The 13,856-nt window shown below is 71.8% G+C and carries 11 protein-coding genes; 1 reads left to right on the top strand and 10 read right to left on the bottom strand.

What is annotated here, in order from left to right; translation table 11 throughout:
- Positions 1–4 precede the first annotated feature (4 nt).
- The 10 genes from KO717_RS31605 to KO717_RS31560 form a co-directional block, all read right to left on the bottom strand.
- The gene (locus KO717_RS31605) at positions 5–1,963 is read right to left on the bottom strand and encodes a putative baseplate assembly protein (protein WP_301372865.1); all 1,959 of its coding nucleotides are present in this window, start codon (positions 1,961–1,963) and stop codon (positions 5–7) included.
- Positions 1,963–2,406 (bottom strand): GPW/gp25 family protein, encoded by a 444-nt coding sequence (locus tag KO717_RS31600; protein WP_030010538.1) that lies wholly within the window; start codon positions 2,404–2,406, stop codon positions 1,963–1,965. The genes KO717_RS31605 and KO717_RS31600 overlap by 1 nt, the downstream gene beginning before the upstream one ends.
- Positions 2,406–4,304, bottom strand: a complete 1,899-nt coding sequence (locus KO717_RS31595; RefSeq protein ID WP_301372864.1) for a VgrG-related protein — start codon at positions 4,302–4,304, stop codon at positions 2,406–2,408. The genes KO717_RS31600 and KO717_RS31595 overlap by 1 nt, the downstream gene beginning before the upstream one ends.
- Entirely contained in the window at positions 4,304–5,026 is a 723-nt protein-coding gene (locus KO717_RS31590; RefSeq protein ID WP_301372863.1) for a CIS tube protein, read from the bottom strand. Before KO717_RS31590 ends, KO717_RS31595 begins: the two co-directional genes overlap by 1 nt.
- Positions 5,027–5,029: 3 nt before the next feature.
- Complete coding sequence (locus KO717_RS31585; RefSeq protein WP_123081167.1) at positions 5,030–5,467, bottom strand: phage tail protein; 438 nt, start codon at positions 5,465–5,467, stop codon at positions 5,030–5,032.
- Positions 5,468–5,591: 124 nt separating this feature from the next.
- Complete coding sequence (locus KO717_RS31580; RefSeq protein WP_301372862.1) at positions 5,592–5,972, bottom strand: hypothetical protein; 381 nt, start codon at positions 5,970–5,972, stop codon at positions 5,592–5,594.
- 3,092 nt (positions 5,973–9,064) lie between these two features.
- Entirely contained in the window at positions 9,065–9,229 is a 165-nt protein-coding gene (locus KO717_RS31575; RefSeq protein WP_301372861.1) for a DUF6760 family protein, read from the bottom strand.
- Positions 9,226–9,708, bottom strand: a complete 483-nt coding sequence (locus tag KO717_RS31570) for a hypothetical protein (RefSeq protein ID WP_301372860.1) — start codon at positions 9,706–9,708, stop codon at positions 9,226–9,228. Before KO717_RS31570 ends, KO717_RS31575 begins: the two co-directional genes overlap by 4 nt.
- Complete coding sequence (locus KO717_RS31565; RefSeq protein ID WP_123081163.1) at positions 9,708–10,148, bottom strand: phage tail protein; 441 nt, start codon at positions 10,146–10,148, stop codon at positions 9,708–9,710. The genes KO717_RS31570 and KO717_RS31565 overlap by 1 nt, the downstream gene beginning before the upstream one ends.
- 77 nt (positions 10,149–10,225) lie before the next feature.
- Complete coding sequence (locus tag KO717_RS31560) at positions 10,226–11,848, bottom strand: phage tail sheath family protein (RefSeq protein WP_301372859.1); 1,623 nt, start codon at positions 11,846–11,848, stop codon at positions 10,226–10,228.
- A 345-nt stretch (positions 11,849–12,193) separates the two neighbouring features.
- Here KO717_RS31560 and KO717_RS31555 point away from each other — a divergent pair, with 345 nt between their 5' ends.
- Complete coding sequence (locus KO717_RS31555) at positions 12,194–13,720, top strand: COG1470 family protein (protein ID WP_301372858.1); 1,527 nt, start codon at positions 12,194–12,196, stop codon at positions 13,718–13,720.
- Positions 13,721–13,856: the final 136 nt, after the last annotated feature.

The raw sequence follows: 13,856 nt of genomic DNA, 5'->3' as shown, positions 1-13,856 counted from the left end.
GCGTTCACGACGCGTCTCCTATCACCCGGACGCGGTGGTCGAACGAGAAGGCGAGCGCGGAGGGTTCGAGGTCGATCCGCTCCGTGGGGTCGCCGCGCCGGCCGCTGAGCGGGTCGGCCGGGTGCAGCAGCACCTCGTCCACCAGCTCGACGCCGGGCACCCGCTGGAGCACCGCGAACACCTCGCCCGCCTGCACCGGGCGGCCGAAGGGCCAGCCCGTGCCGTGCGCTCCGCCGGTCAGCGGGTCGAGATGGCGGTACAGGGCGTCGTGCGCCTGTCGCCTGACCCGGTCGGTGTCGGTACCGCGGAAGGCGTGCACCGTCGCGACGACCGTCACCCCCTGGTAGAACGGCGGACCGACCGCCAGCCGGGTCCCGATCAGGCGCCGCTCGTCCAGGTAGGCGGTGATACGCCCCAACAGGGCGTCTCCGGGGACGAGCTGTTCGAAGCGCAGCCGGCCGCCCGGGTCGGACACGGCCTGCGGGACGACCAGTACCCGTACGGCGTGTGCACCGTGCTCGTCCGGCTCGGCCGCGAGACAGGTGATGCGTGCGGTCTCGGGTGCCGCGCGGCGCGCGAGTTCCTCGTAGTCCCGCAGGGTCACGGCGCGGTCCTGCGCCCTGAGCGCGATGGGCGCCCTGACCTTCGCCTCCTCGACGGTCTCACCGTCGACCCCGCCCCGCGCGGCCTCCCGGTTGACGACGTCGGAGACGTACGGGATGGAGTCGCGCAGCACCTGGATCGCGCCCCTGGCGACATTGCCCGCCCTTCCGCCGCCCGTGCGGTAGCGGCGCGCCCGGACAGGCGCACCCTTGGGCGGTACGGCCCCGTACTGGCGCAGGGTGCCGTCCGGTTCGCGTACGGACGGGCCGAAGGCGATCTCACCGGTGGTCGCGTCCAGGGTGACGTGCCGGTCGTCGGCCCCCGAGGCGGCGAAGTTGCCGACCACTTCCCACCTGACCCAGCCGTCGCGCTCGGCGACCTCGAGGAGCAGCGGCTGCGCGTCACCGACGACGGGGCTGTTGGCCAGCCGCAGCCGCTGGCCCGGCAGGCCGGTGGCCTCCCCCAGTGCCTCGTCGCGGACCGTCTCGGCGTGCACGACGCCGGTGCTGCCGCCGATGCTGAACGCCTCGGCGGAGCGGATGGTGGGCGAGGTGGTGTAGAACGGCTGGCCCTGCTCCGGATCGGTGACCCGGCAGCGCAACCAGCCCGCCTCGCGCCGCCCGGTGCGGGAGAGCGCGTGGCCGCCGGGCACGTGCAGCACCACCTCGCCGGGGCGGTTGAGCCCGCCGGTGGTGTCCCGGTCGACGTCGCAGCCGACCCAGCCGTCGGGGGTCCACGCCTCCCAGACCAGCGGCGGCTGCCTGGGGTCGACACCGACACCGTCGACCTGGCTGTCGAGTTCCAGGACGACCACGCACCGGGGAACGGCGGCGCTGAGCCCGAACAGCATGCGGTCACCGGGGCGCGGAGCCTCCGAGAAGCAGTGCACGTCCTTCGCCCCCGCGAGGTCCGAGGTGCGGTCGACCGCCTCCTGCTCGGCCCGCTGGACCACGAGGTACGACAGCTCGCAGGGCACCACGGTGAGTTCGCGCTCGGTGGCGAACACCACCGCGTCCTCGGTCTGGGTGCGGACCGTGGCGACCTCGGTACCCGTCGCCAGCACGACGGGCTGCTTCTGCGGCGCCGACAGCCAGAACGTGACGCCGGCGCGCGCGGCGGACGGGGGGAAGAGCGTGATCCCGATGAGGTCCAGGAACGCGAGGTGGTTCTTCTCCGGAACCCGGTTGAGCCGGTACACGATCTGGTCCGCCATGTGGGCGACCGTCTCGACGAGGGTCACACCCGGGTCGGAGACGTTGTGGTCGGTCCACTCGGGAGCGCGCTGCTGGATGTAGCGCTTGGCGTCGTCGACGAACTGCTGGAAGCGCCGGTCGTCGAGGTTCGGGGAGGGCAGGGCCATCAGCGGTCGCTTCCAAGGTGCTCGTCGGGCGCGGCGGACCCATCGGGTCCGTCGTGGGAGGGGATCACGTAGAACGGGAAGACCAGGCTGCGCGGATTGTTGGTGCCGGTGATCGAGTAGCGGACGTCGATGAAGAGCACGCCTTCGTCCGCGCCGGCCGTCACCGCGACGTCGTCCACCTCGATGCGCGGTTCCCAGCGGTCCAGGCAGCTGTGCACCTCGTGCTGGATGCGGCCCGCGGTGGCCTCGTTGACCGGGGCGAAGACCATGTCGTGGATGGCGCAGCCGAACTCGGGGCGCATCGGCCGTTCTCCGGGCGCGGTGGACAGGACCAGCCTGATGGCCTCCTCGACCTCGCGTTCCCCACTGACCAGGGCGATACCGCCGGTGGGGCTGATGCGCAGCGGGAACGCCCATCCGGAGCCGACGAACTGCTCTGCCATCAGCCTGCCCCCACGGTGAGCACCTTGTTGTTGTTGGAGGTGAGGAGGCCGCTGGACTTGATCGTGGCGGCTTGCAGGCCGATGTTGATGGCGGCGGTCATCTGCAGGGAGACCCCGGCGGACAAGGTCATGGCCGCCGTGCTCGTCATGGTGAGCGCCCCGCCGGCGGTCACGGACGCGACGCCGCCCGCCTGCAGGGACAGGACGGACGCCGCGTTGATGTTCATCGGCCCGCCGCTGCGGATCGTCAGGGAGCCCACCGCGTTCAGTGAGAGGTTGCCTCCCGCATTGACGGCCACCCCGGCGGATCCCCTGATGGAGACGGCGCCCTTGCTGTCCACGACGATCTCGGTCTTCGTGCGGTCCAGGTTGATGGTGAGCCGGTCGTCGCCGGTGGACAGCCGCACCCCGCGCTTGAGACCGACACTCTGGTCGAGCAGGTCGATGCGGTTGTTGCTGCGGTCGGACAGGGTGCGCCGGGTGACCTTGCCGCGCGTCGGGTCGTAGACCGGCACGTCGACGGGGTCCGGTTTGTCGACGCCGTTGTAGAGGCCGCCGATGACGTACGGGTGGTCCAGAGCGCCGCGGTCGAAGGCCACCAGCACCTCGTCGTCGACATCCGGGGAGATCATGCTGCCGCCCTTGGCCCCGCCGAGCTGGACGGTCCGGGTCCAGTCGCTGACGTACATGTCGTCCAGCCAGGGGAACGTCAGCTTGACCCTGCCCTGCCGCAGCGGGTCCTTGATATCGGTGACCAGGGCATTGGCAACGCTGGGCAGCCTGGTCGGGCCCGTCCCTCCGCCTCCGGAGGTGAGCCCGTACAGCGAACGCCACTGGCGGCCGCTGACGTTCAGGAACGTCTGGTAGTGCTCCTGGTCACCGAAGGTGTGACGGGCGGCCGTGATCGTGTACTTGCCCTGGAACGGCTTGCCGACGCCCTTGAGGGTGACGGCGACGCCCGGCCGCAGTTCCGTGTTGCCGCGCGCCGTGACTTCCACCTCGGCGAAGGACGAGGTCACGTCCTCCGCCAGGGACTCGGCGGCTTGCTTGACCTCGTCCAGCTTGTCGTACGGCGTTGCGGTCTCGACGAGTTCGGCCTTGCCGAACCTCCTGGACGCCTCGGACGGCTTCGTCCCGATGACGAAGCCCGGGTTGTCCAGGGCGGGCGTCTTGTGGACGAGGGACTGCTTGGTGGTGACGTTCCAGCCACGCGCCTCGACAGCGGTCACCTGGTCGGCGGAGGTGACCGCCGCGCGGCAGCGCAGGATCTCCTCGCCGCCCTTCAGGAGGAGCGCGCTCCGCGAGCTCGGCATGCTCTCCGGTGGAGCCGACATCGCCCTCTGCCGCTTGACGAACTGGAACCTCCCCTTCGAGTTGATGGACATCACCATCTCGTTCTCGTCCGCCAGTCGTTGGACGAAGTCCCAGTCGGTGACATTGGCCTGGCTTATGAACTCGTACTGGCCCTTGGTCCGTTGGGTCCTTCCCAGCGGAATGCCGCTCTCCCGCGCCAGTTCGACGGCGATCTCGGTGGCGGTCTTGTTCCTGTACGCCGCGACCCTGCGCTGCCGCAGCATGCGGTGACCCTTGTCGTAGCCCCGGATGACGGTGAAGGTGCCGAGGCGGTCGTATTCGGTCTCCAGCGCGGTGACCTCTCCCGTGATCAGCGGTGTGCCCTTGCCGTCGGAGAAGGGCGCGATGACCACGGGAACACCGATCTCGACGTTCAGCTTGGCGAGGATGTCCTTCGTGTCGTCACGGAAGGTGAGCTGGAAGGCGCCGGGAACGCCCGCGCCGAAGTCGACCCGGCCGGCCACCAGGTCCTTGTTCTGCGGGGACTTGAGCTTGGTTCCGGCGATCTGCACCGTGAGGATGTTGGAGAAGCCGATGTCGGACATCAGGCGCCGACCTCTTCCGCGGCGGGCAGCATCAGTTCGACGCCGGGCGTCAGCGTCTTCGGGTCGTCGATGTCGTTGGCCTCGGCGATCGTGCGCCACACGGTGGCGTCCCCGTACTCGCGCCACGCGAGGAGCGGCAGCGAGTCGCCGACCACGACCCGGTGCACGCGGCGGGTGGTGAGCGCGCCGGAGGTGGGGTTCTGGCCGAGCGTGCTGCTCGGGATCTCGTGCAGGGTCATCTGGCAGACGGCCCGGATCGGCATCCCGTTGGTGTTGAAGAGGGTGTACTGGGCCTCCACGGAGCTGACGTACGCGTTGAAGCGGGCGGTGGAGAAGGCACCCCACTCGAAGACCACCCACGGGGTCGACGGCTGGTTCGCCGCGATGCTGGCGGTGGTCGTCTCGCAGCAGGAGAACAGGGCTTCGACCTTCTTGCGCACGTCGTTGCTGTCCGGGTCGTCCGAGCGGTCGAGGAAGATCTCCACCGCCATCTCCCGGGGCTCGGGCCCCATGAACTCAGGGACCGCGCCGTCCCGCACGGCGGCGGTGGGCGTGGTCTTCCACTGGGCCCTGCGGGTGAGTGACAGCTGGGACGGGTTGAAGTCGAAGTGGAATGTCTTCATGAGCGCGCCGGGGCTGGTGCTGCTGCCGATCGGCGGCTGATGGATGGCGAGCGTCGCCCGCACCAGGCTGTCGCCTATGCCGAAGCTGGAGAGGTCCATCGGCTACGCCTCCCCCGCGTCCGTGAATCCGTGGTGGGCGATCTCCAGGACCTCGGTGGCCACGGCGGGGTTCGCCGGATCGAAGGAAGGACCGCGCCAGCTCACCGGGAGTACGTCGATCAACCCCCACTGGGCGACCGTCGAGCCGTCGGCGCGCAGCGCGGCGATCTGTCCGGTGGGGCGGGTCACCCCCGTGGTCACCGAGGAGATCCACTCCGCCACCCTCGCGGTCTCCTCGGTGAGAGGCCGGGTCAGCGTGATGTTGGAGAAGGTGACACGGGAAGGCAGTTGCCAGACGAATCCGTTGTTGCCGCCCTCCTGCCGCTGCTCGATCTCGACCTGGGAGGCGAGCCCTTCGCAACCGTTGAAGTAGCCCAGGCTCTCACCGTCGATGGTGAGGTTGAAGAAGATGGTGGAGCCTGCGTCGAGTTCCTGGGGCATCGGGTGGGGCCTTCCTGCGGTTCCACATGGGGCTGGGGCGATGGGGCATGGGGCATGGGTGTCGGGGCTCAGGGCCTTCGGGGCTCACACGGCAGCGCGTGCGGCTCGGGCTCGCGCGAGGGGGTCAGTGGCGTGGATCGCGCAGCTTGCCGATCCGCTCGCGGTCGAGCCGTAGCTCGGTACGCAGCAGCCGTGTCATCGGCTCGATCAGCCGGTGGGCCAGCTCGGCCACCTGGTCCTCCTTCAGATCACGCGGTGCGAATTGGCTCGTCGGGGAGGGCGCGGGCCGGCCCGAGGAGCCCCCGCCGTCGCTGCTCCGCCGCCGCTCGACGGACGGGGCGGCGCGGTGCGGGGCGGACACCCGCGCGGGGGCGGACGCCGGTGCGCGGACGGACGCAGGTATCGCGACCGGGGGAAGGGTGGGCAGCGCGGCCGGGGTGACGGGCGCGGCCCGCTGCACCGGGAGCACGGCTGACGGAGCGGACCGGACCGGCGCGAGGGACACGACGGGGCTCCGGACCGGCCGGGCCACGGAGGCGGTCGGAACAGCGGGAGCATCCCGTACCGGCATGCGGACGGTCCCGCCGGGGACGGGCGCCGCCGATGCCGATACGGCCGCGGACGCGGACGCGGCGCGCTGAACGACCGGGAAGCCTGCGGGTGCGCCGTAGGGACGGGATCCCTCGTGGTCGGCAGGTCGCACGGGCGCGGGCGCCGTGGCGGGAGCGGCCAGGGCACGGGCGGCTGTCCGCGGCAGCGAACGGGCGGCGGACGGCCGGGCGGCGGACGGCGATACCACGGCAGGCAGAGCGGCACGCTGTATGGCAGGCCGACGAGGAGCGTCGGCAGCAGCCGCAGGTGCGGTCCGGACGCGGTGCAGACGCACGGCGGCCGGAGTGCCCTTCGCGACGGGTGCGGGAGCCGGCGACGGCGAGGACGGTGGTACGGCACTGCGGACGCCCGGGAGCGCGGCCGCCCCGCGAGCGGCGGGCCGCCGCGCGACGGCTGCCGGAGCAGGAGTCGCGGAGCGCCGCCCCACCGGCGGCGGCGTGAACCCGGCGGCCGTGACCGGCCCTGAGGAACCCAGCAGCGGAGCGACCGGTGTCAGCCCCCGCCCCGCGGCAGACGCCGAGGGTGTGGCAGACGCGACGGACACGGCGGACGACCGCGTCACGGATGGCCCGGCACTCGCCGCCGGGGCCGCGAAGGTGCGGGGGGCCGGAGCGGAGGCAGGCGTCCGGGCAGGGGAAGGGGGCCGGGCCGGGGCCGGGTGCTGGACCGAGGCCGGGGCGAGGGACGACCGCTGCACGGGCGGCGCGCCACCCGAACGACGCGATCCGGACACGTTGTTCACCGCGGGGTGCACCGGCGCTCCCGCCGCGGAACCGGATGGCGAACCGGGAGCGGGACGGACGCCGGGCGCGGGCACCGGCCGTGGCCCGCCCGCCGGCGGTACGGTCGAGGCAGGCCGTCGCACCGGTACGGAGGGCGCCGCCGTTTTCCGCTGCACCGGAAGCGCAGTGGCGGACCGAGCGACTCCGGATCCGCCCGCCATGGGCGGCGACGGGCGCGTCGACGGGGTTGCCTTGTCGGCAGGGTTCCCACCGGAGACGCCGGAGGGCCGAACGGGAGCGCCGGGCACCGGCGCGCCACTACGAACGACCGGACCGCTGGACGCCGGACCGGAAGCCGGCGGACCGGAAGTGCGCACCACGGGCGGACGCGTAGGTACGGCAGGGTCGTTCGCACGGGGGCCGGTGGACGCTGTGCCCGCAGGACCGGCCCCGCCACTGGGACGGCTCGGCGTCGGAGTACCACCGCTGCCGGATGTCCCCGGGGCAGACAGCCGCTGCACCGTCGCCGGCCCGCCGGCCCGCTCCGCGGGCGCACGCGTCGGAGCGACGGGTGGTCCGGCGACCGTGCCGGATCCCGATCCCCCGCCGCTCGCACCCACACCGGAGCCGGAAGGTCCGGAGGGTCCGGAGGACTTGGGGAAGGTGGTCGACTCGGAGGAACCGTCGCGCCCAGCGGAATCGCGCCGCTGTACGGGCGACGCCGGTGCGGTGGCGGGCGTCACGGGGCCCGCCACCGGACGGACGGTCGGCGGTGCCGGGGAACGTTGCACGAAAGGTGTGCGGCCGGGAGCCGGAGCGCTCGTATGCCGACGCGCCGCCGGTGCAGCCGGTGCAGCCGCTGCAGCCGCTGCAGCCGACGGAGGGATCGCCGTCCGACCGCCGACGGGTCCACTCGACGGAGCGCCCAGCCTCGGCCGTGCGGCCGGGCGGGATACGGGCGCAGGCATCGCGGGTGTACCGGCTCCGGACGACACGTCTGACCCGGACGTTCCTGCCGCCGAACGCACCGCAGCTTCCGGCCCGGTCGGCGGTGTCCTCTGTACGGGCCTCGTTCCGCTGTTCGCGACGCTGCCGGACGCAGGCACCCGGCCCGCCGGAGCCACAGGCGAGGCCGGTCCTGGCGGGGACGGCGCCACGACGGGGCCGGCGCTGCCACGACGCCGTTGCACCGGTGCAGCGGGCGTCGGCGGAGCGGCCGGCGGATCCACAGGTCCTGACAGCGGGGACCCGAGCAGCGGGCGCCGACGTGGCGTGACGGCGGCCCGCCCGGTCGCCGGCCCGGGAACACTCGCCGCACTCCGCTGTACGGGGAGCGAGGAGGTGCGAGCCGGCGGGGTCCGGTCGGCCGGGGGCGCTGCCGCGGGCGGGCCCGCCGGACCCGACCGCCGGGGGCCGTCCTGGCTTGCCTCGGAGCGCTGGACGCGTACCGGGGCAGCCGCGGATACGGAGGAGGGAGGGAGGGGACGGAGGGGAGAGCCGGGAGCGGGCCTCGGCGAGTTGGCACCGGAAGGCGAGGACGGGGACGGGGACACCGGTGCCTGAAGGGGCGCGAGCGCAGCCGTCCGCGCCGCTCCCCCAGCGCCTGGCGGGGCGGCCGTCACGCTGCCCGGTGCCACTGCGGGAAGCACCCTGCGGTGTCCCGTGCGCGGGGCGGAGGCCCGCGTCAGCGCCGAGGGCGCAGGTCGCGGCGGCCGGGGCGCTACGGGAGCGATCCGCGGACCCTGGGCGCGCTGCACGAAAGGCACCGGCCCGGGCGCGTCAGCGCCGCCTCCGTCACTTCCCCCTCGGTCACTTGTCACTCCGCCACCGGCGTCGACGACAGCAGGCGCCGGGAAGAGCGTTGCCTTGGCGGGGCCGCCCGCCCCGGATCCTCGGGCGAACGACAGCGTGTCCTTGATGAGACCGGTCGGGGCGCCGTCCAGCACGGCGTGCGAGAGCGTCCCGGAGAAGGAGTGGTTCTGCCAGGTGGTCAGGGAGCTGCCGAAATCCGCGGACGCGACCGTCTGCCGCACCGACGACGGCATGACGCGCTGGATCGGTGGCAGAGCGGCCCAGCCACGTCCCCCTCCGGAAGCGCCGGCACCGGTGCCCGCGGCTGCACCGGTGCCCGCAGCAGCACCGTTGCCGGCAAGGGCCCCGCTGCCTGCGGGCGCCTCGGGGGTGGGGCCCGGCACCGTGCCGTTCCCGCCCGCGCCGCGTTCCCGGCCCCGGCGCCGGCCCTTGAGTCGGTCGAAGATACCCATCACCGCTCCGTTTGTGGCGCGGCGCGCGTCACCAACGTGGCGATCTGCTCGGCGTATCGCCGCCGCTCACGGTGTTCGAGGTCCAGGATGGCGTCCAGACTCCAGTGGAAGTGGTAGGCGATGTACGCGATCTCGTCATGGATCCGGTCGGTCGCGTACGTCACGATTCCCCCAGGCGGCTCCCGCCGAGTTCGACCTCGAACGGCTGCTCGCAGTGCGGGCAGGAAACACCGGCCCTGGTATGGCCCTCGGCGTTGACCTGCCGGTAGAAGTCCTGCAGAAAGGCGAGGTCGGAGGCGAACATGTTCTCCACCACGCCGTCGTGCATGTGTGCCACGGTGCCCAACTGGGTGATGACCCGGCCGAGCAGCACCACGGAGAGATACGCGGGGTTCTGCTGCACCCGCATGTCCTGCAGCGGAAGCAGCTCGTCCCGGGCGGTCGCCAGTCGCATCACGCCCTCGCGATGCACGGTGCCCATGTCGTCCACGTACCCGCGTGGCAGCTCGAACGCGAACTCGGTCCGCAACTGCTGTCGTGCGGGAGGCACTTGCGCCGGCCCGACGGGCGGGACCGCCACGTCCGCGAAGGCGGAGGTGGCGGCGGCGACGTCGGTGGCGGGCCTGACAGGTCCGCGGCGCATTACTCGGTGACCAGCTCTTCGTAGACGATCGTGACGGTCTCGGTCATCACGGCGGCCTCGCCCGCCGTCGCCGCCGCGCCCATCACCTTGCTGCACCAGGCGTTGCGCAGATGCTGACGCCTGACCGGGTTGTACTGGGAGTCCATGTAGATGATGCTCGCGTTCTTGCGCGCCGACCCCATGTCGCCGCGCAGCGAGGCGTTGATCCACTCGGTGAAGGCGGTGGACTGCTCCATACCGCGCGTGACGGTGGTCTCACCGGCCTTCTTCACGCCGGGCATCTTCTTGGTGATGGGCTGCCCGTTCGCCGAGACCTGCTGGTACTCGATGACGTCCTGCTCCATCCCGATCTCGCCCACGCCGTGCAGGTACTCGACCATGACGCCGTCGATCTGGAGGCCGAAGTTGTTGGTGGTGAGGGAATCACCCTGAGCGGCCATGAAAAAGCCTTTCCATCTGCTGATGCCGGGACCTGTGGATGTGCACTGTCGAGCGAGGGGCGGAGGCGGCCGGACCGCTACTCCTCCAGCTCCCCGCTGCCTCCGGAGAACTGCGCCAGCCGGAAGATCACGAACTCGGCGGGCTTGACCGGCGAGACACCGATCTGGCAGATGACCCGCCCGAGGTCCACCGACTCCGTCGGGTTGGTCTCGGCGTCGCACTTCACGTAGTAGGCGTCCTCCGGCGTGGCGCCGAACAGCGCACCGCTGCGCCACTCCGTGACCAGGAACGCGGAGATGTTCCGCCTGATCCGGGCCCACAACGCCTGGTCGTTGGGCTCGAACACCACCCACTGGGTGCCGTTGAGGATCGACTCCTCCAGGTAGTTGAAGTACCTGCGGACGTTGAGGTAGCGCCAGGCCGGGTCGGAGGAGAGGGTGCGCGCGCCCCACACGCGGATGCCTCGGCCGGGGAAGGTGCGGATGCAGTTGATGCCGATCGGGTTGAGCAGGTCCTGCTCGCCCCGGGTGATCTGCAACTCCAGGTCGACCGCGCCGCGCACGACCTCGTTGGCGGGGGCCTTGTGCACGCCGCGCTCGAAGTCGTTGCGGGCCCAGATGCCGGCGACGTGGCCGCTCGGCGGGATCAACCGGGTCTGACCGCCTGCCGGATCGAAGACCTTGATCCACGGGTAGTAGAGCGCGGCGTACTTGGAGTCGTAGTTGGACGTCTCCTGGCGCCACACCCGGATCTGCCGGGCGTTGAGGCCGGGCGGCGGGTCGATGATCGCGAGCCGGTCACCCATCAGTTCGCAGTGGGCTATCAGACCGAGCTGGACGGCCTTCACGGCCTCCAGGTCGATCGCGCCGCGCTGGTAGGCGGCCATCAGGTCGGGAACGGCGACCATGGAGATCTCGTCCACGGCTTCGAGGCCGCCGAAGCCGGTACGGTCCGCGGAGTCGCCGAGGTACTCGGCGATGCCGACCTGCTCGCCCTGCGCCGCGTCCGCGGGGGCCCGCCCGGCGGCGACGGGCGCTTCGAGCGCGACGGTCTGGTTGTCGGGGCGGGCGAGCTGCGCGGCCGCGGCCCCCTCCTGCACTGAGATCAGCTTGGAGTGTTCCTTGACCTGGGTGACCACGTAGTCGCGGGCACTCTTCTTCGCCGAGACGTCGAAGGTTTCGACGGCCTTCGAGCCGTCCTTGACGATCAGCCGGAACCGCTCGGGGGGTCCCTCGCCCTCCGCGTCCGCGACCTCGACGCTGAGCGTGCCGTTCCCGCCGGGCGCGACAGCCGCCACCTTGAACGTCCCCAGTGCCTGCGCCGGCCCGGGCGTGAGTGCGGCGGGCGCCGACGCACCGCCTGCGGCGACCGCGCGGCCGCGCCGGCCGCCGATCGATTCGGTGCCTTCGACGGGTGCGCCCGCCACTCCGTCGCGTTCCCCGCCCACCCGTACCACGTAGGCCGCGGAGCCACCGTTGTTAAAGAAGCCGTACACCGCGTGCGCCAGGAAGTATCCGTCGGTGAACTCGCCGAAGGAAGCGACGTACTGGGTCCAGTTGGTGACCAGTGTCGGCTCGTTCAGCGGACCCTCCGGCGCCAGCCCGACGAATGCGGCCACCGAGGTGCCGACCCCCTCGATCGGACGAGAACCGCTGGCCACCTCTTCCACGTATACGCCCGGCGACAGGTAAGACGGCATGCTCTGCTCTCCTCGGGGTACCAGGACAAGAACCAGACTCACCCTCGCGCCCCGCACACGGCCGGGGATACGTCCTCCGGTGCCTTGTCGGGGGCAGTGACCATGTCCCCAGGGGCAAGGGGAGGATGACCGCGAGGCCGAGCCGCTGCGGGGCGCCCGCGGCGGGGACGTACCGGGGCGGCGCCGGGCGGAGCGCCGTGGAACGCGGCCGCGGGCTCGGTCCCGAGTCCCTCGACGGCAGGCGCACGCAGGGGTGTTCGAGGGCAGCGGGCGTTACCATTCGGGCAGCGGCGCTACCCGGCGGCCCCTGATGCCGGCCTTCCCGTGGGCAGTAGCGTCCATCGGGTGACGACCTGGACATCCCTGGAGCCCGCCTCGACCACGGTCGACCCGGGCAGCAGCACCACCGTACGACTGCGTCTGCGCAACACCGGCGACGTCGTCGACGAGTACCGCTTCGAGGCGGTCGGCGACATCGCCCCGTACGTCTCGGTGGAACCGCCGACGATCAGGCTCTTCCCGGGCACCACCGGCACCGTGGAGCTGACGGTCGCCCCACCCCGTAGCCCGGACGCGACCGCGGGCCCGCACCCGTACGGTGTGCGCATCCTGCCCACCGAACACCCCGGGTCGGCCACGGTCGCCGAGGGGAACGTCACCTTCACCACGTTCATGGAGGTGCGGGCCGAGCTGGTCCCGCAGACCGTCAAGGGACGCTTCAGGGGCCGGCCCAAGCTGGCCGTCGACAACCTCGGCAACACCGTGCTCACGGCGTCGATCGGTGGCGGCGACAAGACCAGCGACGACCTCTCGTACGAGATCGTCCCGTCCAACGTCCAGATCGAACCCGGTCGTGCCGCCTTCGTCGACGCGACGCTGAAGCCCCGGCAGATCACCTGGGTGGGGCAGAAGCAGCAGCGGCCGTACGAGCTGTCGGTGCGGCGCTCGGGCTTCGACCCCCTGGTGGTGAACGGCACATACGTGCAGCGCACACTGCTGCCGGTCTGGATGATGACCTCGCTGAGCCTGCTGCTCGCCCTCACCGTCACCGCAGTCGTACTCTGGCTCACCTACAAGGCGCCGGTCCGCACTCTCGCGCAGGAGAAGCTGCAGCAGGCGGCGGCCACCACGCTGCCGGAGCAGCCGACCGGCAAGCCGACGCCGGCGGTCTCGCCCACGGCGCAGCCCGAGGTACCGGACGCCGGCGGTGGAGAGGGTGAGAAGAAGAAGCCCCCGGAGGGAGCCAAGCCCGCGCGGGCTCCGCTGCCCATCACGTCGCAGGACAAGCCGAACCTCTTCGTGCAGTTCGCACAGGTACGACTGGTCGAGGGGGCGGCCGACTGCAAGCTGACCGCCCCTTACACCGTGGGCAAGCTGGACGCGGCGACCCAGCAGGCGCTGACGTGCTTCCAGCAGTCCAACGACTCGAAGTACGGCCAGTTCAGCCAGATGGCGAAGACCGACGGGCCCGGGAACCTGGGCCGCACCACGATGACCGCGCTCCTGGCAGCGCACTTCGTCGCCAGCAAGGACGTGTCGCTGAACCAGAACCAGGCCAGCCCTGAGGTGCCCTGGGTACGGAACATCCTGCTCTGGGGCACGCAGGGCGAGTTCGACGACGGCGACCTGGCCACGACGGTGACGTATACGAAGGCCAACATCGACTACCTGCGCAAGCACGTCCAGCTCCAGGAGAAGCCGACTCGGGCCGACACGGACCGGATCAAGGAGTACCAGGCCCAGTTCGGGGCCGAGCAGACCGGGGTCCTCGACGAGCCGACTCTCACGAAGGCGAAACTGGGCTGGGTCCACGAGCAGACCACGCCGGGCACGGTGACGGCCAAGGACTGGCTCCCGGGACCGATGAAGTAGCCGCGGCCCGGGTCGTCGCCCGCAGCGGCCGGACCCTCGCGGTCCGGCCGCTGCGGACCCGCGCCGTCCGGCCGCTGCGGACCCGCGTCACGTAACCGTTCGGCCAGGACGCGCCCTGGCCTGGACACGCTGTCCG

The sequence above is a fragment of the Streptomyces xanthophaeus genome (genome assembly GCF_030440515.1).
Classification (GTDB): domain Bacteria; phylum Actinomycetota; class Actinomycetes; order Streptomycetales; family Streptomycetaceae; genus Streptomyces; species Streptomyces kutzneri.
This window is presented reverse-complemented; position numbering and strand designations above follow the sequence as displayed.